A 26,433-nucleotide genomic window follows, 5' to 3' on the forward strand; every position below is an offset into this window, starting at 1 on the left:
AGTGGGACAGAATTCTTTTGAATTCGTCGTCCCACCCCCGCAAGGATGACTAGAACTGAGAAAAGCTTGATTTAAGCGCCTTCTCAGTTCAGTCAGCTACTGCGAATTTGCAAAATAGCTTCATTATATTATTTATGTTCCAGCCTCACTCTCTGAAGCATTATTTCTCAGATTTTGACGTTTTGCGTTTTTTAATTAATACAAGGCCTAGGCCTCCTAAAAGTACTGACCATAATGTTGTGTTTGTATCAGTTTGACCTGACTTTGGTAGTGCTTTTGTTACGTTGTCACCCGAAGTATTTGAATGGTTTACCTCATCAGATACTTCACTTGCATGATGAGTTATCACTTCATGATGACTTGAAGATTGAGTGCTTATCACACTCAAGTTATGAGTGTTAGATTTTGTTGTTTGTTGATTATGGCTTTCTTCTTGATGATTGTTATGAGCACTATGATTCATATCGTGGGAAGAACCTTTACTCTCCTCTACTCCTTCATTTGACTGTGCATTGTTATCTTCTTGATTTGAGATAACGACGTCACTATCATCTTCATATATGTCACCACCGACTTCATAAGGTGGTTCTAAGCCCTCATCATTTCCATTATTATCAACAGAAGCATGATTGCCTTCTTCGTTACTTGAATTATCGTTTTCGTTATTAGGTTGTTCGCCATTATCTACACCATGATTGGTATTGGGTGATTCATTTTCAGGAGCAGGGTTATCTGAATCATCTTTAGACGCCCCGTTAGTATTTCCCGGGTTATCATTAACTCCTTCATCATCACTTTCTTGATCACCTGTTAAATCTTCTAATTCCCAAGCGGATGTTGTGCCAGATAACTCAAATGACGCAATCAACATTGGTTTACCATTTGGACTGTCTTCAGCGCTTTCAAACGTAATGCCCTCAGGTGAAATATCTTTATTATCTGGGTCATATAAATATTTCACAAAATACGGTTCATTAGGGTTTGTAATATCATAAATCATAATACCACCCACACGTTCTAAACCGACAAAGGCATATGAATGACTGCCTACTTTACCAACTACCACATTTTCAGCTTCTGGACCTTTATCATCACTACGATCATCTACTTTAATGTCATCAGCTGATTCATAATTGGCATTAAATCGTTCAGGCAATATATCTAATACGCGTTGCTCAATATCAATACCACTGTCATAGATCATTTCCAAATCAGAGGCTCTTAAGATAGAGAATGAACGACCACCATATGATACTAGCGCATTGTATTTCCCATTGGCATCTTTGAACGCATGTGACGTCGTAACTTTCAAACGACCCAATTGTTCGTCATCAAACAAGCCATTTTTCACCATTTCATCTAGTTCTGCTTGTGTGTAGTCTTGGTAATAACGTGCATCCAATTGAATATCATCTTTCAATTTCTTCACACGTTTTTCCTCAGAATAACCCTCATAATCTTGAGAATCACCTTCATTTGCGATCAATAAATAGTTTTCACCATTATAGTCATACGTATCGATACCATCTGGCTGCAATAACCCTAATACAGGCACACGTCGTAACTCTGATTTACCATCTTCATCAGACGTATCCATCGCATTTTGGGCAAGTGAATGGTCCTTATACGGTAACCCTTTCACTTGGACAATGTTTCCCTTCGCAATGTCGATCTTCGCGATGGCACTCACTTCTTGTAACGTGACATAGGCATATTTACTTTGGCTATCAACCGCAATATATTCTGGTTCAATATTCAAATAGGCATCTTCCGCATTAGGTCCTAACGCGCGAATACTTTCTTGATGTTCTTTCGTAAACATTGCTGTACGTATGTTATTGGCAGTTACATTTTCAGGACCATTCGCCACATCAATCACTGACACAGAACCTGGTGGGTTAACGATATAATCGTCACTTGGTTCCCCTTCATTAGCGACCAATAAATATTTGCCATCTTTTGAAAAAGTGACCATATCCGGTAGACTGCCGACCGTCACGTTATTGATATATTCACCATTTGAACCATAAAATATAACATGCCCGGGCTTCGTCTTATCCACTGCTGGCGCTGACACAGCTACATACGCTCCACTCGGATGTACTGTCACACTCGTTAAGTCACCCGCTTCAATTCCATTATCTTGCAGGTAAATACGCTTCACTAAATGAATTGCGCCATCCTTTCCAGGATGCTTTACATCAATAATATCCAACGCTTCCTTATCACCATTTACCGAATACGCATAGCCATTCTTTGGATTGTATTTCACAATTTCAGTTCCACCCTTATCGAAATCCGCACCACTTGTATAACGTCCTGTATGCGTGATGTTCAATTGATCTTGACCAGTGCGAGACGCATTCTTTGTACGTTGTGCCGATGTCCATTCAGGTGTTGTAGAAAGGATTGCTTTCGGTTGTTGATCTTGCGCGTTCGCATCACGTTGTAACGCATTGAAGAGCACTTGCTTTTGTTGCGAAGACATATGCGTCAGTTGTGATTTAGGCACATCCGCAACTGTGACATCACGCGCTTCTGTAGCCGTTACTTTATTCATTTGCGTTTCTTTTGAAAAAGGGTGTGCATTCGTACGTGTCACATTTGAATGTTGTACTGCTTCAGTTGATGTTACGTTGGATTGAGATACATCAGAATGTGCATTTTGGTTAGATTGTTGTGTCGTATGACTGTTTTCTGTTTGTCTGTTTTTAGTCGCTGGTTGTGTTGCTTTTTTTGTTTCTTGTGTAGGTGCTTCTTGCGTATTGTTTTGTGATGATGTTTCTTTAATTTCATGTTGAGGTTGTTCTTGAGTTTGTGATTGTTCTTTTTTAGGTTGTTCTTGTGTAGTTGGTGTTTGAGATGTTGTTACATCCTTAGATGGTTTACTTTGTTGTGTTGTTTCTTTAGTTACTTGTTCTGTTTGATTATTACTTTGATTCTCATTATGTATCGCTTTATCTTCCTCTGTATCCGCTTCTTGAGACGGTACTTGTTCAGTAGATGCTTCTTCCTTAGTTTGAATGTCTTGTGTTGCTATCGCTTTATTTTGTGGTTGTGCCACACGTTGCGTTGAGGCTTCATAACTCGGTTGTTCTTTAGATGATTGCGTTTGTTCCGTTGAAACCTTTTCAGAAGTGTTCGCCTCATGACTTTCCGCAGCAGACGCTTGCCCCCCACCTATCAATAATAAACTCCCAACAAGAATAGACGTCGCCCCGATTGAATATTTACGAATCGAATACGCCTCACGCTTATTCCTAAACTGCTTCTTATCCATAAAAAAATCCCCCCTGTAAGATAAAAGTGTATACACCACCATCTTACAAGAGGAATATTTATGGATTATTGGGAGTGAGTAAAGAAATGGTAAAGTGCAAATGTTACTCAAACACACCTCTAGAAGACATCACTCTCTTGTACTCTACTACAATGTCTTCGTCTATAATTTTATTAACATGTTTTTTATGTTTAAGTTCTAGACGGGCATTTTGAAAGCTTCTAAATCCTAAATCCACAAGACCAGGTTTATTTACAGTCATAATAAAAGTAGCAATCCCCATTGGTTGAGTACCTCCTTTAGTCCCAGCCATAATAGTTCCATGAGTAACATCTATACTAGTAAATGTCGAAGAACTAACTAGTAATAAACGTGAGAACTCTCTATTTTTCGCTATAGGTAAACTTTCTTTAAATGATTTACCATAATAAAAATATTGTTTATAAAACCAATATATACGCACCAATGTCTCAAAAATTATGACTGGTATTAACTCAGTTGTGAAGGCTCTAAGGTCATATCCATTTTTAAACATCCAATCAGTAGCCTTTGCTATATTCATATCTTGATTATTAATTTTTATTTTACCAAATTGTAATTTTTTTAATAATGCTTCCCCAGGAACAGCTAAGCCACTGCCTCTTCCTTTTGAACCACTACTTCCTGAGACATCACTCATTAGATGACCAAACCAATTGTTCACTGCTTGAATAATTTTATTTACTATATTTCCTGTTAATTCAATATTTTTATTTTTTGCTTCTGTCGTAATAATTTTACCTTCATTTGTAATAAAACTAGCCGTACCAGTTAATTGATTATAAACACTACTTATTAAGCCTAACAAACTAGCATCATGTCCTAATGAAAATAAATGATGGTTATCCGGTGACATTCCTTGGACAACCTTAGAATGTCCAGCATCATAACCAACTGGATGTTTTTTCTCCAAGTACTTAATACACGACTTTAAACTAGCATTGTGTTTATTTTCTTTAATTTTATTTATTTTCTTATTTAGTTTTTCAATAGCTTCAGGAGAATTTGCCTTTTTCTTATGTTTTTTTAATTCTGCAATTCTTTCATGGTATGCATATTCTTTTACTAATTTTGCATAACCACCATCTACAACCTTTTGTAACCCCTTTGCATCTTTACCTTTAGCAATTGTGCCCACAAAAACTACATCGATAAATCCTGCTATAACACCTGCTGCAGCTGCAAATCCATAGTCCTCTTTTTCAAGTTCTAGTAAGTCAAATTTTTCTATCATTTTACGAGCCACTTCAACCTGCTCATGTTTACTATATAAATTTAAAAATGGACTTGTTAAATCTATATTATTTTCTAATGCGAATTGTCTATTATATTCGTAAGAATTAAAATCATCTCTATCAATATCTATTGTTTTAACATTTTTTGTTTCTACCAAATCAATAGATTTTGAAGCATATATTTGGCCATCTCTTAGTTTATTTCTCAACACTTCATCATTAAATTTTGTGAGATTAGAATCTTGAGACTGAGTATTATTTAATCTTCGTTTTCTTAATTCATTCAATAAGTCTTTTTTCATATTAATTTGATTATCGATATTCTCTTTCATAACATCAATATTATGCAAAGACTTATCAAGGTTGTCATTAGCTTGATTTCGTAATTCATAATCTACTAACAGATTTTCTGCTAAACCTTTTAGTTCTTTTTTATCTTTTCTCCCCTGTCTACTCATCTTTTTCTCCACTAAACAATGATTTTTTCAAACCTGAAAATCCTTTTTTAGCAAGTGATTTACTTTGAGCAATACTTGATGCTTTTGTATCGAAGTAACCGATATCTTCAAGAACAGTATGCACTGCTTTTAATTCATCCAATTCGATATTCTCTCTTAAAGCGACATCGTCAGCTTCAGATTGATTATCTAAATCTCCATTTATCAAATAAACATTTTTAATTACTTCATCCGCATAAACTTTATTAATATTTTTAGCTAATAATTCATTATATTTTCCTATATCTAAACTTTCAGGAACCATGGTTAATAACAATTCACGTTCAGAATAAGTTTCATCCTCTTCAATTAAACTACCAGCATCAGCTAATGATTGATTTTGATTTATAATTAATTCTAATTCTTTATACAACTCTGAACTAAGTTCATTTGATTCACGTAATTTTAAAGCAAAATCTGTCATTTTTTGACTTAACCAATTGATATCTTCAATAATGTATGCATTAGCAATACGTAGTTGACTAATACGGTCATTAAGCGTTTGAATTCTAATACCAAACTTCTCTGCTTCTCCTGTGCCAGAGAAGTATTTAAGTCCTCTATAAACACCGAATCCCGCTATAATTCCCAGGTAAACAGTTCCACCACTAGTAAGTAGTCCCAGAGCCACTAATCCGGCTCCACTAGCCACAGCAGCAAGTTCTTTGTTTACTTCTTTAATTTGACTATCTGTCATTCTACTTTCAATAATTTCTTTATCTGCTTTAATTTTTCTCAAAATAAACTTCAGTTGTTTATCTGAAATATTTAATCTATTAAGCATTCTAACTAATACTTCGTCATCCTTAATAGTGTCTAATTTACCACTATTCATTCCTATAATATCCATAGCCAAAGTTTGTTCTACTGCAGCTTCTGAAAAATTATCTTTATTAGTTTGACTTTTAAGTTGATCTATTAATTCTTCAATAGTTAAATCTTCTTTATCTTCGAATCGATACTTTCTTAAATCATTGGCCAATTGTTTGCTAACTTTTATTTTGGTCATCAAACTGATGAGTTCTTTATACTCCCGACTATCAATAATGCCATCATCATCTTTTAAATATGCAATAACAATTCTGAAATATAATTCCAATATTTCAGAACTCATTTGACTAATTTGCACTACTTGATTTTTAGAAGCAATATTATCTACACGTTTATTAAAATCATTCAATAACTTTGCAATAAGTTTATACGGCAAATCACTATCAAATTGTTCAGAGCTAAATTCTATATCTTCACCGTTTTCATATGAAACGATTACTCGATGATATTCAATTACTTTTCCCTTATTATTGATTGTTCTGTCAGAATCATACTCAGCTGATATTATATTTTCAAAAGGGATTTTCTTAACACTATCAAACGTAGTTTTTAAATACATTTCAGCCCCAGTAAATACTACTCCTGATTTGCCATTATTTAATAAACTAGTATCGATTAATGCTATAACAGTATTTGGATCAATACCTTCCGCAATACTGACTGATGCATTTATGAGAACTTTTTCAGGAATATCAGGTGTAATCATGATATCTGTTAGATTTGTTTCATTTAGTAATGACTTAATATACACATCTGAACTTACCTTCTCTATTACATCCACTTCTTCGATTTTTTGACTATTATTGTTTATACTTGCAATTTTAAATCCGCATTCCGGACAAAATTTAGCATTTTCAATTAATTTATTTCCACATTCTGGACAAAATTTCATTTCAATTATCCCCTTAAAGTACTTATTTTTCGAAATTAGTTTAGCACAACAATCATAAAATTAGTTAAAAATTATTGTAATTTTTATAAATATTTTTATATCTTTTACAATTCGAAAATAAGTGTAGTATTTCACTCTAAAATATATAATTAAGTCTGCGTATTTAGTTAATTTAATTGTTTTCTACAACACTTTATTCTCTTATGCTATATTTAAACCAAATACTATTTTTCGGGTGATGTTATGAGTTATCAAGGTGAATTGGCGTTAGAGAATGAAGTGATTAAGCAACTAGAGTCTCAAGGTTATGAAAAAGTAATCTTAAGAAATCATGACCAATTGGTTAACAATTTTCGTCAAATTTTAAATGAACGAAATATGGACAAACTTAATAATAAACCGCTCACTGATACTGAATTTGCGCGTTTGATGACTGATATTAGTGATAAGAGTGTCTTTGAAAGTGCAATGCAACTGCGCGATAGTTACACGCTTGAAAGAGATGACGAATCGAAGGTGTACTTATACTTCTTTAATACGGAACATTGGTGTCAAAACAAATTCCAAGTTACGAATCAAGTATCAGTCGATGATAAATATAAAGGTCGCTATGATGTGACGCTTCTCATTAATGGTCTGCCACTTGTTCAAATTGAACTTAAACGTAGCGGTATTGCGATTACACAAGCGTTCAATCAAATTGAACGTTATCGTAAACATAACTACAGAGGCTTGTTCCGCTTCATTCAATTATTCGTTGTGAGTAATAAGAAGGAAACACGTTATTATGCGAACAGTGATAAAGAAATATTCAAAAGCTTTATGTTCTATTGGAGCGATAAAGACAATCGTCGAATTAACAATTTAAAAGAATTTATCCAAGACTTCCTTGACCGTTGTCGCGTGGCGAAAATGATTAGTCGCTATATGATCACAAACGAAACTGATAAACTTTTAATGGCACTTCGACCATATCAAGTGTATGCAGTGGAAGCACTCATCAATCGTGCTACGGAAACGAATAATAATGGCTACATTTGGCATACGACTGGTAGTGGTAAAACACTGACATCATTTAAAACGAGCCAAATTCTATCTAGAGATCCTGGCATTAAGAAAGTCATCTTCCTCGTAGACCGTAAAGATTTAGACAGTCAAACACTCGCAGAATTTAATAAATTCCAAATGGACTCTGTTGATTTAACCGATAATACACATAAACTTTTAAAGCAGGTTGATGATCCTTATCAGAAACTCATTGTTACTACGATTCAGAAGATGTCCAATGCGGTTAAGACTGGCGCTAAAGTAATGGATAAATATAAGGAAGATAAAGTTGTCTTCATTATTGATGAGTGTCACCGTACGCAATTTGGCGAGATGCACCGTCTTATTAGACAACATTTCCTTAACGCTCAATATTTCGGTTTCACTGGTACGCCTCGCTTTGAAGAGAATTCAAGTCAAGATGGTCGTGCGACTGCAGATATTTTTGAAAAGTGTTTACACACCTACCTCATCAAAGATGCGATTCGTGACGGCAACGTACTTGGTTTCTCAGTGGAATATATCAGTACATTTGCGAAGGAATTACACGAGATGGACGACACATATGTCGCTAATATCGATGAAAATGAACTATGGATGGCTGACGACCGTCTTAAATTAGTTGCCCAACATATGATTGATAACCATCATAAGAAGACACGTAATCAAATGTATACTTCCATCTTCACTGTACAAAGTATACCAATGGCAATTAAGTATTATAAAATCTTCAAACAACTCAAAGAAGAAGGCAAACATGATTTAAATGTTTCTACCATTTTCACTTACGGAGCGAATGAAGATAGTAAACAACAGTCGGATAATAAGCATACTAAAGATGAACTTGCCGAAATAATGAAAGATTATAACGCGACCTTCGACAAGAATTATTCACTCGATTCATTCGATGGGTTCTTTAATGACATTTCTAAACGTGTGAAACAAGGTAACCCCGCCGAACGTCTTGATATCCTTATTGTCGTCGATATGTTCTTAACTGGTTTCGATAGCAAGAAGCTAAACACACTATATGTCGATCGTAACTTGAAATATCATGGTTTAATCCAAGCCTACTCACGTACCAATCGTGTTGAGAAAGAAACGAAGCCTTACGGTAATATCGTTTGCTATCGAAATTTGAAAGACAATACAGATAGAGCCATTGAGCTCTTTTCACAAACAAACGATACGGATACCGTATTAAGTCCATCATTTGATGTCATATTGTCACAATTCAAGTCAGAGTTAGAACAATTATTCAAACTTGCCCCAACGCCAGATAGTGTAGATGACTTAGAGCGTGAAGAAGACAAGTATCAATTTGTAATGATTTATCGTGCCCTAGCGAGTATTATGCAACGACTTAAAACATTCGACGAATTCTATTTCACAACAGATGTGGTAGGTATTGATGAACAAACGTACGAAGATTATAAGAGTAAATATCTCAATATTTATGATCAAGTCAAAGCAACCAATACTGCTGAAAAGACATCTGTTTTAGAAGATATTGACTTTAAAATCGAAGTACTTAGAAACGATTTAATCAATGTTCAATATATCTTAGACTTACTTAATAACATTGACTTAACAGATAAAAAACAAACTGAGCGCGTGCGTAATCAAATCAAACAATTATTAGATAAAGCTGACGATGATAAACTTCGCCTAAAAGCCGAATTAATTAGAGAATTCTTAGATAAAGTCATTCCTCATTTAGATGAAGATGCTGTTGTTGAAGATGCTTACTTTAATTTCGAGGAAACGGTCAAAGAAAAAGAAATTCAAGACTTCGCAGATTCAAAAGAATATCCAGTCGAACTGCTTAAAGAAGTCATTAATGAATATGAATTTAGCGGACAATTAGACAATGCCGTTGTTGAACAAGGTATTACAGGGGGCTTACTAGTACGTACCCAGAAGATTGAAAACGTTAAATCCTTCGTTCAAGAAACAACAGAAAAATATGGCGCAGCAAACTAAATAAGTTAGGCGGTTTCCCGCTTAACTTATTTTAATTTGTGATTTAAAATAAGAAATAAAATATAAAAACTTAAATATCAAACAATATAATTACATTTATTAAGGGGGAAACATCAGTGTCAACGACAGAAAAACAACGTCAACAACAAGCTGATCTACAAAGAAAATTATGGTCCATCGCCAATGACTTACGTGGGAACATGGACGCCAATGAGTTCAAAAACTATATCTTAGGCTTAATCTTCTATCGCTTCCTAAGTGAGAAGAATGAAGAAATCGCTTCAGACTTGCTAAAAAAAGATGGCATCTCGTATGAAGAAGCCATGAAGAATGATACATATAAACCTATCGTTGAGAAAGAATTAATCGCACGTATTGGTTTTGTCATTAAACCTCAATACTTATTTAGTAATTTAATTAAAGAAATCGAAAAACAAACATTTCAAATTGAAGATTTAAGCAATGCCGTGAAAAACGTTGAAAACTCTACACGTGGTCATGAAAGTGAAGATGACTTTATTCATCTCTTCGATGATATGGACCTAACATCTAGCCGTCTTGGTAATACAAACGCGAAACGTACACAACTGATTTCAAAAGTGATGGTCCAAATTTCAACCTTGCCTTTCGTTCATAGTGACCTTGAAATCGACATGCTTGGTGATGCCTACGAATACTTAATCGGTCAATTCGCGGCAAGTGCAGGTAAAAAAGCTGGTGAGTTTTATACACCACAACAAGTATCTACAATCTTAGCTAAAATTGTTACAACAGGAAAGCAAGACTTAAAAAGCGTTTACGACCCTACGTGCGGATCTGGTTCCCTACTCCTTCGTGTTGGTGCAGAAGCTAAAGTGCGTCAATACTATGGTCAAGAATACAATAGTACGACATACAACCTAGCTCGAATGAACATGTTACTCCACGATGTGAACTATAAACGTTTCCAAATCGAAAATGACGACACGCTTGAAAGCCCTGCAGTACGTGAAGAACGCTTTGATGCCGTTGTAGCTAACCCACCATACAGCGCGAAATGGAGTGCTGACCCTTCATTCTTAGATGATGCACGTTTCAGTAACTATGGTAAACTTGCACCTAAATCTAAAGCCGATTTCGCCTTTATTCAACATATGATTTACCACTTAGATGATAATGGCACTATGGCCGTAGTCTTACCACATGGAGTTTTATTCCGTGGCGCAGCAGAAGGTACCATTCGTAAATATTTAATTGAAGAGAAGAATTACTTAGATGCCGTTATCGGCTTACCTGCTAACCTATTCTTCGGTACAAGTATCCCAACAAGCATTCTAGTATTTAAGAAATGTCGTGAAGCGAATGACGACGTAGTGTTTATTGATGCTTCTCAATCCTTTGAAAAAGGTAAAAACCAAAACCATCTTACCGACGAAGACGTCAACAAAATCGTTGAAACCTACCGCAATAGAGAAACCATTGATAAATACAGCTATATAGCAACTTTAGAAGAAATTAAAGAAAATGATTATAACCTTAATATCCCAAGATACGTCGATACATTCGAAGAAGAAGAACCGATTGATCTAGACCAAGTCCAACAACAACTCGCAGACATCGACAAAGAAATCGCCGACGTAGAATCAGAAATCAATGATTATCTTAAAGAACTAGGAGTGTTGAAAAATGACTGAACAGCAAAATACTCCAGAACTAAGATTCCCAGGGTTTGAAGAAAATTGGGTAACTAGCAAGTTAACATTAGTAACAACTTTATTAAAAGATGGAACACATGGCACTCATAAAGATGTTGAAATAGGTCCATGGCTTTTAAGTGCAAAAAATATAAAGAATAACAAAATAACTATAGTGGAAAATGATAGAAAAATAAGTCAAACTGACTTTAATAAAATTTATAAAAACTATAATTTAAGAACAGATGATCTTTTACTTTCAATAGTCGGCACCATAGGTAATGTTGCTCTTGTAAAAAATCCTTATAACATTGCCTTTCAAAGAAGTGTAGCTATTTTAAGATTCAAAGATTGTTTTTCAAGTTTATATTTTTTATACCTTTTTCAAACTTTTGTATTTAAAAAGAAACTCAAAAGAAATCAAGTTGTCTCCGCACAACCAGGTATTTATTTAGGTGATTTAGGCAAATTTGAAATTAACATACCCGAATCTAAAAAAGAACAAGTCAAAATAGGGGTTTTCTTTAGCAAACTCGACCGCCAGATTGAGTTAGAAGAACAGAAACTTGAACTTTTAGAACAACAAAAGAAAGGCTATATGCAAAAGATTTTCTCACAAGAGTTGAGGTTTAAAGATAAAAATGGCAATGAATATCCAGAGTGGAGTATAAAGAAATTAAAAGATATAGCCGAAATTATTGGTGGAGGAACACCTAGTACAAAAGATGATACTTATTGGGATGGTAATATAAATTGGTTTTCACCAGTTGAAATAGGGGATAAAGATTTTGTTAACGAAAGTCAAAAGATGATAACTGAAAAAGGACTACGAAAAAGCTCCGCAAAACTTTTGCCAATTGGTACTGTTCTATTTACGTCAAGAGCTGGAATAGGGAAAACAGCAATACTTTCTAAAGAATCAACAACTAATCAAGGTTTTCAATCTATTGTACCTAAAGAAAATTTATTAGACTCTTATTTTGTATACTCTATGACAAGTCTATTAAAGAGATATGCTGAAAGAGTAGGAGCAGGTTCAACATTTACAGAAGTTTCAAGAAAGCAAATGGAAGAAATCAAAATATCAACTCCTACAATAAAAGAGCAACAAAAAATAGGGAGATTATTTTATAAAAATAATCGATTAATAGAGAAACAGAAAACTAAACTTAAATTACTAAAACAACGCAAGCAAGGACTCTTACAGAAGATGTTCTTGTAATTCTGATAAAGTCCCATTATGTAAAGGATAACTACCTGAGAAACAGGCAGTTATCCCTAAAGCTATAATATTACTTTAACGGCTAGCGTCTAAAGACGTTAGCTTTTTCCTGTTCAACTCAAAACAATATTATCTCTTTAGTTTAAGTCTCATGTGTCTTTGTATTACTTTAACAAATACTAAAATATAATTTATATTTTAAATTCATAGGCTTATCACAATATGAGCATGTTCTCACATCACGTGAACTTCTCAATTTCTACGACCTTCCATTTTCAATATAATTTTATAATCTCTACTATTGATAATCCATGTTTATTGCGAATAAGCTTTATTTTATATTTTGCCGTAAAAACAATAAAGTATTTACACAAACATTTTGTATGGGCTGAAATATAGTGTTTAAAAGTCAGTTACAATTTTTTGTTTTCATAATTACTTTTGCTAGGACATCATAAAAACATGAAGTAGATATTTAATTGTATATCTATTATTGTCGCCAAAATAGTAGATGATATATTTTTTTATGCATACGCACTTAACTGATCACAGTATTAATTAATATTACTATGGTCAAAAGCATTGAATATACTATATAGATTGAATTCATATTTAATAAAACTTATTCCTTTTTCTTTCATAGCCTTCCATTCTTGCTTAGACAATTGTTCTTTAGATAGAACCTCATAAATAAATAACCAATATGCATCAAAATTATCTTTTGATAAATCTTTAGCTAATTTAGTCAATTTTTTCTTTCCTTTGCCGAATTTAAATGCCATACCATACATGTATAGAATTAATAATAATAAACAGTCTTCACAATTTATTAGTTCATCATATTCTTCAGTATTGAGAATATTGATATTATATTTAACAGCTAAGTAAAGCGCATAACTAACACCCTCATAATTATTAATTCTATAGTTTTCTTTATAAATTTGATAAAGAACTCCCTTTAACTCACTCTCGTTAAATTGTTTTAAGGATAAGATTTGTTCTTCAAGTAATGGTAATAAATATGGATATATAATCGCTAAATGAAACCAAACTTTAGTTAGATATCTTTTTGCATTATTTGAAAGCCTCTCTTTATTTAAAACTTTAGTTGCATAATTTATAATTGCCGCATTAGATTCCTTTTCAGCCAAACTAATTGCTAAATTCATGTAATACTTACAACTGTTGTAATCAATATAATCATTAGAATTTTTTATGAAAAAAGTTTTGATATTTCTAATCCAATTCTCTTCAGTTTCTTTAGGAAGTTTATCAATTTTTGTTTTTTTATAATTTAAGCTCAAACCATAATTTCGTAAATGCTTTTGTAAAGAATATAAAAAATTATTTGCTTCAGATATGCTAGCAGTATAGCATGTATAATCATCAATATTTCTAATATAATTAAATTTCTCTGAATGCAAATTATTATCTATTTCACATAAAATAACTTCTGCTAATAAATTAGATGTATGTGGGCCTATGAGAAGGCCATGTGTCTCCCCTTCTTTCATATTTCTCGTATATAAATCAATTTCATTAAACCATTCATTTTGATATTGTCTGGATTTATATTTTTTTGCCTCAATTTTTGAGATTAATGCCCAAGTGATAGCATGTGTATATATACTTGGAAAACAATTAGAAATATCTGCAGAAACTTTGTATTTTGCTCCAATTAATAAATCAATATTGGGACTCCCATCTATTTTATAATTAGAATAATTCATTTCGAACAAGCCATTTTTCTTGCTTTTTTTTCTGATGTGAATTCGACTAATTTTAAAATGTTGGTTTTCAGTTAATTTTTGAAAATGATTTACATATTCTGTCCAATTTTCCGATAATGTTTCACACTGTAATGAATAGGAAAATGGATTAGGAATAGCTAACTGTCTAGGAATGTTTATATTTCGGTAACTTTCATATAATATATAAGTCTTTGGTTTTTTCATGTTTTTATCAAATTTAATATTAGTATTTTTATAATATTGATAATACTCTTTTGATTGAAGGAAAGGTGGTAACTTATCGTTAAATAATCCATAACTTATAAATTCTTCTAATACTTCATCTTTAGTAATTTCTTCAATATATTCATAGTATTTTTTCATATAGACCTCTAAGCTTTTACATATAAATTCTTAATTATTTCTAAAATTTACAACTATTATACACTTAATTTTTATTTACTATTACAAATTATTTATAAAATAAAGATTTATTTCAAAAAATTTAGCACGCTTTTCATATTCATCTTACCTTCCATGATATTCATAACGATAAATGCAAAGATAAATGTTAATACAGATGATAGAACGAAGTTGTTTCAATAGGAATGTCATGTCTGCCACGATATTGTTCGGTGGTAATTTACTCATGATAAATTTATGTGAATAATAACTACATATGAAACCTAACATATTAACGATAATGGCTAATAATATAGTTTCACGATAAACGTACATGACGTTTTCTTTTTTATAGACCACTAAGTCTGTTAGAGTTGCAACTTCTCATGAATGTTCTCTGACGTTAATGTTAGTCAAAATAAATATTTCAACCACGAACTCCTGAATATCCAATCAGAAATTGAATAAATGCACAAACAAGCCAAATGAACGCAAGATAGGGTTCATTTGGCTTTATGTATGAGAATCAACTCAAAATATTAAATATAAAATTAGCTACATATGTTTCTAGAAATGCTGCGATGATGATTAATGGTAATGCGATCAATACATAGGATTTGATTACGTTGATTAAGTTAACTTTTAACGCGTAGTTTTCTTTTTTACTTTTCCTGAAGAGATTGGTAAAGCGACGTGTGATGGCTTTATTCAACATATACAATGCACTTGCTAAAATGCAAAAGCCCATGACTTCAAATGTATAATGCGGAATAAATGCAATACATCCTATCAAGCCTTTATGTAAATCAAAACTCAGAAGAAAGCCAAACATTATGCCAGGCATAAGAATGGTAACCACTAAATTGATCAAATAAAGATAAGGTATAGGTAGTAAGGCTAAGATAAACATTTGTAGTGGCACTTGAAAGCCGTTATTAACGATATATTTCCACACTTTCTCAAGTCCTTTAGCTTCGCCAATCTTTTCGCTCGCATTTCCCATATTCTTCAAGTCATTAATTGACGGATGAACAAAATAACAGAATAGCGTAGTAATGATTACACATATCGTAGCCACTATAAATATTTTTACGGCACGTTTAACAATATCCAAGTTAATTGATTTCAGCATAATCGACCTCCTCTGTCGCCACTTATACTAACAAATCTTATACGGTATTTTAATATCTTTTTCAGAGATTTAAGGTAGACTTAATGTTCGCATGTACACGTTCACATTAGCGCTCTGACATTATAAAAGCTATGAGGAAACCTTGCATTATCGGTTTCTTCATAGCTTATTTTAACTAGATTGAAGTGATTATTGAGGTCCTGGATTGCGTTTCATCTTCACATATTGAGAGATACTGTATAGTATAATTCCGAACCAAATAAGTGCGAACGTAACTAATTGTTGTGCGTCAAAATGTTCTTTAAAGGCAAAGATACCTAAGAAGAACATGATCGTTGGTCCAACGTATTGAATAAATCCTGTTAGAGATAAAGGAATTCGTTTAGCACCTGCTGAGAATAAAATTAATGGAATGGCTGTTACTGCCCCTGAGAATAGTAGCCAGAAGGTATCCATGTTCATACCGACTGATGACGTTCCTGTCTTCCATAAATAAATCATATAAATTAATCCCGCTGGCGCTGTGACGATACATTCAATCGCAATACTGCTGATGGCTTCGATTTTAACAATCTTCTTCAACAAGCCATAAATGCCGAATGAGAAAGCAAGCATTAATGAGATAACTGGAAATTCTCCAACGCGTATCGTCATATAGAGTACTCCGATTGCCGCAAATACGATGGCTAAAGATTCAAATTTATTAAACCTTTCTTTTAGGAAAATAAACGCCAATAATATACTGACTAATGGATTAATGTAATAACCTAAACTAGATTGAAGGACGTGGCCATTAGATACAGCCCAAATGAACGTTCCCCAGTTCACCGTAATCACATAACCGGCAATAATGATGACGATAAGTTCAATTGGATGTGAGAATAGATGTTGCAAATCACGCTTGAATGTTTGTGATTTCTTTAAAACGACGATCATTAGAATCATAAAGATCATGGATAATACAATGCGATAAGCTAAGATTTCAAATGCACTAACGCCACCAATTAATTTCCAATAAATTGGCAAGATTCCCCATAGTACATATGCCCCTAACGCATATAGAATCCCTTTTTTGAATTCAGTATTGGAATTCATCCAAACCCTCCTATCGGTATAACCCTGGAAATATGTATTTAGTAATACAACTATGGTACCAATAGTTAAGAAGGTTAGATATATAAACTGCTCAAAATCTCTTAAATTCCCAATGAATCAGGTCGAATTAACCCGAATTTAGACATCCATCACTCTAACATCACACAACCCGAAGTCTTACCCTTTAATTCAAAAATAATAATGGCAGTGACTACACAAGCCACTGCTATAAGGTAATTCTGTATTATTGATAGATTTTGTTGCCTGATTTTCTAAACTCTTCGGCTTTTTCTCTCATACCTTCTAATTGTTCTTTATATGAATCACGAATCTCATGTGACAATTTCATTGAACAGAATTTGGGTCCACACATACTACAGAAATGTGCAATTTTTGCAGCTTCAGCGGGTAAGGTTTCATCATGAAATTCTCTTGCGCGTTCTGGGTCTAATGATAAATTGAATTGATCTATCCAACGGAATTCAAAGCGTGCTTTACTAATCGCATCATCGCGAACCGTAGCACCTGGTAAGCCTTTCGCTAAGTCGGCTGCATGCGCTGCGATTTTATATGTTACAACACCATCACGAACATCGTCTTTATTTGGTAAACCAAGATGTTCTTTAGGTGTTACGTAACATAACATCGCTGTGCCATAACTTGCAATTTGGGCTGCACCAATGGCAGATGTTATATGATCATATGCTGGCGCGATATCAGTGACTAAGGGGCCTAATGTATAGAATGGTGCTTCTTTACAATAGAAATCTGCTAAATCCTGGTTCTCTTTTATTTTATACATTGGGATATGTCCTGGTCCTTCAATCATGACTTGCACATCATGTTTCCAAGCAATTTCAGTTAATTCACCTAGTGTTTTAAGTTCTGCAATTTGGCTTTCATCGTTAGCATCATAAATTGAACCTGGACGTAAACCGTCTCCTAGAGATACTGCCACATCATATTTGTTTAAGATTTTACAAATATCTTCAAAATGCGTATATAAGAAACTTTCTTCATGATGTGCAAGACACCATTGCGCAATAATTGATCCTCCACGCGATACAATACCTGTTAAACGATTGACAGTTAGTGGAATGTAATGTAACAACAAGCCAGCATGAATCGTGAAGTAGTCGACACCTTGTTCGGCTTGTTCAATTAACGTATCTCGATAAACTTCCCAAGTTAAGTCTTCAGCTACACCGTTTACCTTTTCCAAAGCTTGATAAATTGGTACCGTACCTACTGGAACTGGTGAATTACGAATCAAATATTCGCGAGTAGAATGGATGTTCTTACCTGTCGACAAATCCATCATCGTATCTGCACCCCAGTGAATTGCCCACACCAATTTCTCGATTTCCGCTTCAATCGAAGATGAAACGATGGAGTTACCAATGTTCGCATTAATCTTAACTTTAAAATTCTTTCCAATAATCATCGGTTCTGATTCAGGATGATTGATGTTACTCGGTATAATCGCACGTCCTCTCGCAATTTCTTCTCTCACAAATTCTGGGTCTACTTGTTCACGAATCGCAACGAATTCCATTTCTTTAGTGATAATGCCTTGTTTCGCATAATGCATTTGGGTTACAACTTTATCTTTCATTGCACGTTTCGGTTGATAATGAAAAGGGTGTGCTACATAGTTTTTATGACCATCTTTCTTAAAGCCATTATCAATCGATTGAACCTTGCGTCCTTCATAGCATACGACATCTTCACGTTCAGCAATCCATGATCTTCTAATTTTTGGAATCCCTCGATTAACATTTACCTCATAACTCTCATCATGGTAAGGTCCCGCTGTATCGTACACTATTATTGGTTCATTTTTAAATGAACTACTTTCAAGTTGCGTATCCGACAACTCAATTTCACGAAATGGAACTTTGATTTCGTCGTTCTTTCCTGTTTTAAAGATTCGTTTGCTCGCTGGAAAATTCTTTTTAAAATTAATCAATTCTTGTTTCATATACATAACCTTCCTATGCCACTAGGTATATCTCAAATGACTGATCAATACATGCACAAAAAAACATTCAGCTGAACACTGAATGCATAAGAAAATAAGCAAAGTATATTAAACAAATTTATATGTATCTTAAATTATTAAAGTGAAAGTGAACAAACCTTTTAACTTTAATATCTTTTAGTCTAAATGTACTCACTTGCTTCCCTACGCTAGTATTAACTAGATCAGGTACGAAGGGTTGGAGTTTTAAACTCCTTTCAGCCACTTAAAGCACCCCTAGCAGATGATATTGTATTACAAGCATAATTGTACCAAACGTGTCATATTACTACAAATTAAGATTTATTGTGCATAGAAAAACAGTGGTCTTAATAACCACTGTCTAAAATTCTATTTACTTAACTTATCCACCAAAGAATAAATCAATAATATCACTTGTTCTATTTTTATCAGTTTTATAAAACTCTGTATAACCACAATTCTTGCAAGTGATTGTTTTAAAGTTGTTATGTTGGACATCAAACATCTTAGATAGTCCAGAACCTGTTGCCGATAGTGTCCCCTCTTCCACTTCTGTATGTCCACATTTCACACAGCCGTTTCCTGCATTCCCAGTCATACACAACACTCCTTTATTGTTTCTTACTTATTTTATAGCCTATTTATTAATCGCTAATCTTTAGATATTAAATATCTCCAGTTGAATTACACGTTTGTTTTAAAGATGTTTGACATCACTCTTTTAATTCTCAAATTATAGATAAGTCATCTTATAAATAACAATCTAAATTCAGGATTTTCGGCAAAATATATGCAAAACTTGGCTTTCAGATTTGCTCGCTAATTACTTCTATCCAAACCCTAAACCCATTCTCCATGACCTTGCCACACTGTTGTCACATTTACTGTGACAAAGTGGCATTTTCTTTATGTTGAAGACGCTTTCTTACGCCCTTACAATTGATGTATCAAATCAGAATAAAAAAAGAGGTGTAGTTATGGCTCAAACAGAGACACAAGAGAAAAAAGGTCTCGGCCGTAAAGTTCAAGCGTTTGGTTCATTCCTTAGTAGTATGATTATGCCAAACATCGGTGCGTTTATCGCATGGGGCTTTATTGCTGCGATTTTCATTGATAATGGCTGGTATCCTAATAAAGAATTATCTCAATTAGCAGGACCAATGATCACGTACTTAATTCCATTACTTATCGCATTTAGTGGTGGTCGTTTAATTCACGACTTACGTGGTGGTATCGTTGCAGCGACAGCAACTATGGGGGTTATTGTTGCATTACCAGATACACCAATGTTACTTGGCGCAATGATTATGGGACCACTTGTTGGTTGGTTAATGAAGAAAGTTGACCAATTCTTACAACCTAGAACACCACAAGGCTTTGAAATGTTATTCAATAACTTCTCAGCAGGTATTCTAGCATTCATTATGACAATCCTTGGCTTCAAACTATTGGCGCCAATTATGCAATTCATCATGCACATCTTATCAGTAGCAGTTGAATTCTTAGTACACTTACACTTATTACCAATTGTAAGTATCATCGTAGAACCAGCTAAAATTTTATTCCTTAACAACGCGATTAACCATGGTGTATTCACACCACTTGGTACTGACCAAGCCGCAAGTGCAGGTCAATCTATTCTATTCGCAATCGAATCAAACCCTGGACCAGGTATCGGTATCTTATTAGCGTACATGATCTTCGGTAAAGGTACTGCTAAAGCAACTTCATATGGTGCAGGTATCATCCACTTCTTCGGTGGTATTCATGAAATTTACTTCCCATATGTATTAATGCGTCCATTATTATTCATCGCTGTTATTTTAGGTGGTATGACTGGCGTAGCAACTTACCAAGCAACTGGTTTCGGATTCAAGAGTCCGGCTTCACCAGGTTCATTCATCGTGTATTGCTTAAATGCACCTAAAGGCGAATTCTTACACATGGTATTAGGCGTATTCTTAGCAGCACTTGTTTCATTCGTAGTTGCCGCATTAATTATGAAATTAACTAAAGAACCTAAACAAGATTTAGAAGCAGCAACAGCAAAAATGGAATCTACTAAAGGTAAAAAATCTAGCGTGTCATCTAAATTAACTGGTGCCACTACTGGTACTGGCGCAGCTGGCGTAGCAGCAAACAAAGCTGAAGGTGACAATCATACAGAAGCTTCATCAGAAGACGAAGAAGAAGACTTACTTGATAACTACAACACTGAAGACGTAGACGCGCATGACTATAGCAATGTTGACCATGTTATTTTCGCATGTGATGCGGGTATGGGTTCTAGTGCAATGGGTGCAAGTATGTTACGTAATAAATTTAAAAAAGCAGGCATTTCAGACGTTAACGTTACAAATACTGCAATTAACCAATTACCAAATAATGCACAACTTGTTATTACACAAAAAACATTAACCGACCGTGCAATCAAACAAGTTCCAAACGCAATTCATATCTCAGTGGATAACTTCTTAAATTCTCCACGTTATGAAGAATTATTAAACAACTTGAAGAAAAATCAAGACAAAGCATAATTAAATAGTTTAGGAGTCGAACATAGCGCGATTGCTTCCTATGTTCAGACTTCCTTCAAAGGGGGGACACACCATGTTAATGAGTACACGTGAAAAGGAAATCATTGAACTGCTAATTAAGTATTACGGTCAATACGTCACGATTTATGAAATTGCTCAACAACTTGGCGTGTCCTCTCGTACAATTCATCGTGAATTAAAAGGCATTGAAACCTACCTTCAAGGATTCAATATGACACTTGAACGTGCGAATAAAAAAGGCATTAAGTTGTCTTGTAACGATGACCAAATTCAACTTTTAAAACAAGAAATGGCCCAACACGATACGATTGACTTGTCTGTTGAAGAACAAAAAGCGATTATCTTATACGCACTGATTCAATCCAAGCATGCGGTGAAGCAATATAGCTTGGCGCAAGAAATTGGCGTATCTGTTCAATCATTAACCAAATTACTTGATGACTTAGAGAAAGATCTCGCAAGCTATCAACTTAACCTTTATCGCAAACGTGGTGAAGGGGTATATCTTGATGGCCCTGAATCGAAGAAACGTGAGTTCTTAAGTCAATTGATGGTAAATAACTTAAATAGTACAAGTGTTTACTCCGTCATCGAGAATCACTTTGTCTATCAATCGATTAATCAGTCACAACAAGCGTTAGTCGATTTGGATAGCATCTTTAAGATTGAACGTATCTTAATGGATTACTTAGGCCAATTGCCGTACACCTTAACGGAGTCGAGCTACCTTACCTTAACCGTCCATATTGTATTGAGTATTGCGCGCATTCAAAATGGAGAGTATGTATCCATAAATGAAGCGATTCATCATTCTGTTAAAGACACATTTGAACATCAAATTGCTACAGAAATTGCGAAACGTATAGAGACACTATACGATATCGACTTTAATCAAGCGGAAGTTACATTTATCACCATTCATTTACGCGGTGCAAACCGCCGAACAACCTCCAAGATGTTTGAGAATAATGAATTTGACGACCGTAAAATACAAGCATTTGTAAACCGTGTTGAACGTCTATCAGGCCAAACATTTGAAGACTATGCGACACTTGTTCATGGCTTATCATTGCACATCAATCCAGCGATTAATCGTTTGGAAGCCAATATTGAGACATACAATCCACTCACTGAGATGATTAAGTACAAATACCCTCGTCTCTTCGACATCGTGCATAAAGCGATTGATCAGACGTGGCCGGAGTTAGTCTTCCCGGATAGCGAGATTGCCTTTATTGTCTTGCATTTTGGTGGCTCCTTAAAAAGTCAGTCGAGCCAACTGCTACATGTTTTAGTTGTCTGCAGTAGTGGTATTGGAACAAGTCGATTATTAGCAACACGATTACAACAATCGTTCAATGAAATAGAGAAGATTACACAAGCGTCCGTCAGTGATTTGAAACGATTAAATCTTGAAGATTACGATGGTATTATTTCAACCGTTAAATTGGATATTTCAGCACCATTCATTACGGTTAACCCACTACTACCAGAAGCTGACGTGACCTATGTGGCATCATTCTTAAAGACGACTGAGCATAAAGCAAAACAACATGAAATACGCGAAGTAAAACATTCGATTCAAAATCCTAATCAAGTAGTCAGGAACATCGAACAAGGCTTAGCATTGTTGAACTCTATGCAATTTGAATATAAAGATGTAACTATTTGGAATCACTATTTAGCTGACTATCTTGAGGACAATGGCGTGATTGCGCCGAATAGTCAGACGTCATTCGCTGAGCTGTTGCAAGATAAATTGAATCAGAATCCTGGTTGGATATTGCAACCCTACCCTGTTGCTATTCCACATATGAAGGATGATTTGATTCTTCGTCCATTGATTCTCATCACGATATTGAATCAAGAGATGGACATGCAAAGTACTCAAAATGACCTTTTCAAAATTAAATATATGGTTAGCCTATTCATCCCAAATAATGATGAAATGGCACAACTTGTCGGGGAACTATCTGCTGAATTGGGTCATCATCTCGAGCAAATTGATGACTTCATGCAAGACCCTGACGCTATGAAACACATATTGAGAGATAGCTTTTTAAAACGAATTCAAAACCAATTAACTTAGGAGTGTATAAAATGACTGAATTATTTAGTAATGACAATATCTTTTTAAACGTATCTGTAGGAAGCCAAGACGAAGCCATCGAAAAAGCAGGTCGTGCGTTAGTAGATAGCGGTTCTGTAAACGAAGCGTATATCCAAGCAATGAAAGAACGTGAACAACTTGTTTCTACATTCATGGGTAACGGATTAGCAATTCCTCACGGTACTGATGAAGCTAAAGGTGATGTATTAGCATCTGGTTTAACATTACTTCAAATTCCTGAAGGTGTAGATTGGAACGGCGAAACAGTGAAAGTTGTCGTTGGTATCGCTGGTAAAGACGGCGAACACTTAGACTTATTATCTAAAATCGCAATTACATTCAGTGAAGAAGAAAATGTTGACCGTATCGTCAATGCTAAATCTGCGGAAGAAATCAAACAAGTCTTCGAGGAGGCTGATGCATAATGAAAGCTGTACATTTCGGAGCTGGTAATATTGGTCGTGGATTCATCGGCTATATTCTTTCAGATAACAATATTGATGTCACATTTGCAGACGTTAACGAAGACATTATCACTGCATTAGATAAAGAAGGCGCATATAACGTTATTCTTGCTAATGAAGAGAAAACAACAACACGCGTGACTGGTGTTAGTGCAATTAACAGTGGTCAACCTTCAGATGAGTTGAAACAAGCAATTCTTGAAGCAGATATCATTACAACTGCGGTTGGTGTAAACATTCTTCCTATTATTGCGAAATCATTCGCACCAGTGTTAAAAGAAAAAGAAAATCACGTCAACATCGTGGCATGTGAAAATGCAATTATGGCGACTGATACGCTTAAAGAAGCAATCTTAGATATCACTGGTCCATTAGGTGATAACATTCACTTCGCAAACTCTGCAGTTGACCGTATTGTCCCACTTCAAAAAAATGAGAATATCTTAGACGTTATGGTTGAACCTTTCTTTGAATGGGTTGTTGAAAAAGACGCTTGGTACGGTGAAGAATTAGAACATATTAAATATGTTGATGATTTAACACCTTATATCGAACGTAAATTATTAACTGTTAATACAGGTCATGCCTTATTAGCATATGCTGGTCGTTTCTATGGTAGAGATACTGTCTTAGATGCGGTTAAAGATGATGCTATCGTTGCAGATTTACGTCAAGTATTAGGTGAAACAAGCGAGTACATCGTAGATAACTTCAGCTTCACTAAAGATGAACAAGCGGCTTATGTTGAGAAAATTATTGGTCGTTTTGAAAATCCATACCTTTCTGACGAAGTAACACGTGTAGGTCGTGGCACAATCCGTAAAATCGGTCCTAAAGATCGTATTATCAAACCTTTATCTTATCTATATGAAAATAACTTACGTCGCAAAGGCTTATTAAAAGCAGCAGCGTTATTATTGAAATATGATGATATGAACGATAAAGAAACAGTTGAAATGCGTGAATATATTGATGCACATGGTGTAAAAGCATTCTTATTAGAATATGCGAAAATCAATGACCGTTTAGCAGATGAAATTGTAACTTTGTACGAAGAACTATAATGCGTTAAATACTCTAACAATTGAATGCGTGCAGGTTACACAATACTACGTATTGTTGCTGCTCGCTTGCTCTAGGCATTGCTGGGAGCGAAACAGAATTCTAGTGTTTAAGAATTCGTTTTTTCGCCCCCACAAAGTTGATTAGACATTAAGCATGTAAATGCTTAATGTCAATCAACCACTATGAAGCCAAGCTATTTATAATTGAAAAGAGTTAAATCACTTTATAAGCCTTTTTCAAAGTCTTGTAGGTTGTGATTTAACTCTTTTTTTATTTAAGTTTTGTCTCAGTGCTAATGCTATTCCTAGTAGCGTCTCGCAACCAATTCTTCGTAAATTTAGTTGAACCTATGTGCTTAATTAATAATCATTCAAAGTCTCATAACTTAAAGTTATGAATACATAAATAAGTGATATGAATACTTTCACATTTTAAAGGAATAGTTAAATAAAGGGTGTTCATGAATATATCTTGGAGGGATTATTAATGGGAAAATTAGATGGTAAAGTCGCATTTATTACAGGTGCAGGTTCTGGTATGGGTAAAGCACAGGCCATTCTTTATGCATCAGAGGGTGCTAAAGTTATCATCGCTGATATCAATGAAGAAACTGTTAAACAAGGTGTTGAAGCATTTGGTACGATCAATATCTTAAGTAATACAGCTGGTATTCTAGATGATTATAAACCAACGCTAGAAACGTCAGAGGAATTATGGGATAGAATTATTAATATTAATTTAAAAGGTACCTATCTTGTAACGAATGCAGTGTTGCCACATATGATTGACAATGGCAAAGGTACGGTTATTAATATTGCTTCTATCGGTGCATTTGTAGCTGGCGGTGGCGGTGCAGCTTATACTTCTGCGAAACATGGTATTGCAGGTTATACGAAACAATTATCATTTGATTATGGCCTTAAAGGTATTAAAGCAAACGCCATTGCACCTGGTGCCGTTGATACTGGCATGACACATGCGATGTTTGAAGAAGGTTCTGCAGATGTTATGGAAAAAACAAATTCTGTACCTGCTGGTCGTTATGGTCAACCAGAGGAAATTGCACAATTGTCACTCTTCCTAGCAAGTGATGATTCTAATTTCATCCATGGTTCAATTATTCCAATCGATGGTGGTTGGTTAGTCGATTAATGATGCATTCATATTTCAATGATG

16 protein-coding genes and 1 riboswitch are annotated in these 26,433 nt (G+C 34.5%); of the genes, 8 read left to right on the forward strand and 8 right to left on the reverse strand.

Annotated features, from left to right (window positions below; all coding sequences use genetic code 11):
* Positions 1 to 160: 160 nt before the first annotated feature.
* From KA909_RS12315 to KA909_RS12325, 3 genes are all read right to left on the reverse strand, one after another.
* Positions 161 to 3,280, reverse strand: a complete 3,120-nt coding sequence (locus KA909_RS12315) for a choice-of-anchor I family protein (RefSeq protein WP_210130277.1) — start codon at positions 3,278 to 3,280, stop codon at positions 161 to 163.
* Positions 3,281 to 3,383: 103 nt separating this feature from the next.
* The gene (locus KA909_RS12320; protein WP_193839936.1) at positions 3,384 to 5,012 is read right to left on the reverse strand and encodes an ATP-binding protein; all 1,629 of its coding nucleotides are present in this window, start codon (positions 5,010 to 5,012) and stop codon (positions 3,384 to 3,386) included.
* Entirely contained in the window at positions 5,005 to 6,774 is a 1,770-nt protein-coding gene (locus KA909_RS12325; RefSeq protein ID WP_193838759.1) for a zinc-ribbon domain-containing protein, read from the reverse strand. The genes KA909_RS12320 and KA909_RS12325 overlap by 8 nt, the downstream gene beginning before the upstream one ends.
* A gap of 243 nt (positions 6,775 to 7,017) precedes the next feature.
* On the opposite strand from KA909_RS12325, the gene KA909_RS12330 reads away from it, so the two are divergent.
* The 3 genes from KA909_RS12330 (at position 7,018) to KA909_RS12340 (ending at position 12,699) form a co-directional block, all read left to right on the forward strand.
* Entirely contained in the window at positions 7,018 to 9,804 is a 2,787-nt protein-coding gene (locus KA909_RS12330) for a type I restriction endonuclease subunit R (protein ID WP_210130278.1), read from the forward strand.
* A 116-nt stretch (positions 9,805 to 9,920) separates the two neighbouring features.
* Positions 9,921 to 11,477, forward strand: a complete 1,557-nt coding sequence (locus tag KA909_RS12335; protein ID WP_193838757.1) for a type I restriction-modification system subunit M — start codon at positions 9,921 to 9,923, stop codon at positions 11,475 to 11,477.
* Positions 11,470 to 12,699: a restriction endonuclease subunit S gene (locus KA909_RS12340; RefSeq protein WP_193838756.1), complete on the forward strand. Its 1,230-nt coding sequence runs from the start codon at positions 11,470 to 11,472 to the stop codon at positions 12,697 to 12,699. The genes KA909_RS12335 and KA909_RS12340 overlap by 8 nt, the downstream gene beginning before the upstream one ends.
* A gap of 554 nt (positions 12,700 to 13,253) precedes the next feature.
* Here the strand turns inward: KA909_RS12340 and KA909_RS12345 are convergent.
* The 5 genes from KA909_RS12345 to KA909_RS12365 form a co-directional block, all read right to left on the reverse strand.
* Positions 13,254 to 14,813, reverse strand: a complete 1,560-nt coding sequence (locus tag KA909_RS12345) for an RNA-directed DNA polymerase (RefSeq protein WP_193838755.1) — start codon at positions 14,811 to 14,813, stop codon at positions 13,254 to 13,256.
* A gap of 544 nt (positions 14,814 to 15,357) precedes the next feature.
* Positions 15,358 to 15,963: a stage II sporulation protein M gene (locus KA909_RS12350; protein WP_193838754.1), complete on the reverse strand. Its 606-nt coding sequence runs from the start codon at positions 15,961 to 15,963 to the stop codon at positions 15,358 to 15,360.
* 189 nt (positions 15,964 to 16,152) lie between these two features.
* The gene (gene rarD / locus KA909_RS12355) at positions 16,153 to 17,058 is read right to left on the reverse strand and encodes an EamA family transporter RarD (protein WP_193838753.1); all 906 of its coding nucleotides are present in this window, start codon (positions 17,056 to 17,058) and stop codon (positions 16,153 to 16,155) included.
* A gap of 244 nt (positions 17,059 to 17,302) precedes the next feature.
* Positions 17,303 to 19,039, reverse strand: a complete 1,737-nt coding sequence (gene thiC / locus KA909_RS12360; RefSeq protein ID WP_193838752.1) for a phosphomethylpyrimidine synthase ThiC — start codon at positions 19,037 to 19,039, stop codon at positions 17,303 to 17,305.
* A 184-nt stretch (positions 19,040 to 19,223) separates the two neighbouring features.
* Positions 19,224 to 19,327: riboswitch (TPP riboswitch) on the reverse strand.
* A 115-nt stretch (positions 19,328 to 19,442) separates the two neighbouring features.
* Entirely contained in the window at positions 19,443 to 19,658 is a 216-nt protein-coding gene (locus KA909_RS12365) for a zinc ribbon domain-containing protein (protein WP_193838751.1), read from the reverse strand.
* Positions 19,659 to 20,037: 379 nt separating this feature from the next.
* On the opposite strand from KA909_RS12365, the gene KA909_RS12370 reads away from it, so the two are divergent.
* The 5 genes from KA909_RS12370 to KA909_RS12390 all read left to right on the forward strand — a co-directional run bounded on the left by KA909_RS12370 (position 20,038) and on the right by KA909_RS12390 (position 26,409).
* Positions 20,038 to 21,597: a PTS mannitol transporter subunit IIBC gene (locus KA909_RS12370; protein ID WP_210130279.1), complete on the forward strand. Its 1,560-nt coding sequence runs from the start codon at positions 20,038 to 20,040 to the stop codon at positions 21,595 to 21,597.
* 73 nt (positions 21,598 to 21,670) lie between these two features.
* Positions 21,671 to 23,707, forward strand: a complete 2,037-nt coding sequence (locus KA909_RS12375; RefSeq protein ID WP_193838749.1) for a BglG family transcription antiterminator — start codon at positions 21,671 to 21,673, stop codon at positions 23,705 to 23,707.
* An 11-nt stretch (positions 23,708 to 23,718) separates the two neighbouring features.
* Entirely contained in the window at positions 23,719 to 24,153 is a 435-nt protein-coding gene (locus tag KA909_RS12380; protein WP_033079814.1) for a PTS mannitol transporter subunit IIA, read from the forward strand.
* Entirely contained in the window at positions 24,153 to 25,256 is a 1,104-nt protein-coding gene (locus KA909_RS12385; protein WP_210130280.1) for a mannitol-1-phosphate 5-dehydrogenase, read from the forward strand. Before KA909_RS12380 ends, KA909_RS12385 begins: the two co-directional genes overlap by 1 nt.
* A gap of 487 nt (positions 25,257 to 25,743) precedes the next feature.
* The gene (locus KA909_RS12390) at positions 25,744 to 26,409 is read left to right on the forward strand and encodes an SDR family oxidoreductase (protein ID WP_210130281.1); all 666 of its coding nucleotides are present in this window, start codon (positions 25,744 to 25,746) and stop codon (positions 26,407 to 26,409) included.
* Positions 26,410 to 26,433 lie beyond the last annotated feature (24 nt).

The sequence above is a fragment of the Staphylococcus sp. GDX8P54P genome (assembly GCF_017893165.1).
Classification (GTDB): domain Bacteria; phylum Bacillota; class Bacilli; order Staphylococcales; family Staphylococcaceae; genus Staphylococcus; species Staphylococcus borealis.

Excerpts from the sequence above, each read along its gene's own strand:
- KA909_RS12315 (WP_210130277.1), bottom strand. The coding sequence starts at position 3,280 with ATGGATAAGAAGCAGTTTAGGAATAAGCGTGAGGCGTATTCGATTCGT.
- KA909_RS12375 (WP_193838749.1), top strand. The coding sequence starts at position 21,671 with ATGTTAATGAGTACACGTGAAAAGGAAATCATTGAACTGCTAATTAAG.
- rarD (WP_193838753.1), bottom strand. The coding sequence starts at position 17,058 with ATGAATTCCAATACTGAATTCAAAAAAGGGATTCTATATGCGTTAGGG.
- KA909_RS12330 (WP_210130278.1), top strand. The coding sequence starts at position 7,018 with ATGAGTTATCAAGGTGAATTGGCGTTAGAGAATGAAGTGATTAAGCAA.
- KA909_RS12385 (WP_210130280.1), top strand. The coding sequence starts at position 24,153 with ATGAAAGCTGTACATTTCGGAGCTGGTAATATTGGTCGTGGATTCATC.
- KA909_RS12350 (WP_193838754.1), bottom strand. The coding sequence starts at position 15,963 with ATGCTGAAATCAATTAACTTGGATATTGTTAAACGTGCCGTAAAAATA.
- KA909_RS12325 (WP_193838759.1), bottom strand. The coding sequence starts at position 6,774 with ATGAAATTTTGTCCAGAATGTGGAAATAAATTAATTGAAAATGCTAAA.
- KA909_RS12365 (WP_193838751.1), bottom strand. The coding sequence starts at position 19,658 with ATGACTGGGAATGCAGGAAACGGCTGTGTGAAATGTGGACATACAGAA.
- KA909_RS12320 (WP_193839936.1), bottom strand. The coding sequence starts at position 5,012 with ATGAGTAGACAGGGGAGAAAAGATAAAAAAGAACTAAAAGGTTTAGCA.
- KA909_RS12390 (WP_210130281.1), top strand. The coding sequence starts at position 25,744 with ATGGGAAAATTAGATGGTAAAGTCGCATTTATTACAGGTGCAGGTTCT.
- KA909_RS12340 (WP_193838756.1), top strand. The coding sequence starts at position 11,470 with ATGACTGAACAGCAAAATACTCCAGAACTAAGATTCCCAGGGTTTGAA.
- KA909_RS12345 (WP_193838755.1), bottom strand. The coding sequence starts at position 14,813 with ATGAAAAAATACTATGAATATATTGAAGAAATTACTAAAGATGAAGTA.
- KA909_RS12370 (WP_210130279.1), top strand. The coding sequence starts at position 20,038 with ATGGCTCAAACAGAGACACAAGAGAAAAAAGGTCTCGGCCGTAAAGTT.
- KA909_RS12380 (WP_033079814.1), top strand. The coding sequence starts at position 23,719 with ATGACTGAATTATTTAGTAATGACAATATCTTTTTAAACGTATCTGTA.
- thiC (WP_193838752.1), bottom strand. The coding sequence starts at position 19,039 with ATGAAACAAGAATTGATTAATTTTAAAAAGAATTTTCCAGCGAGCAAA.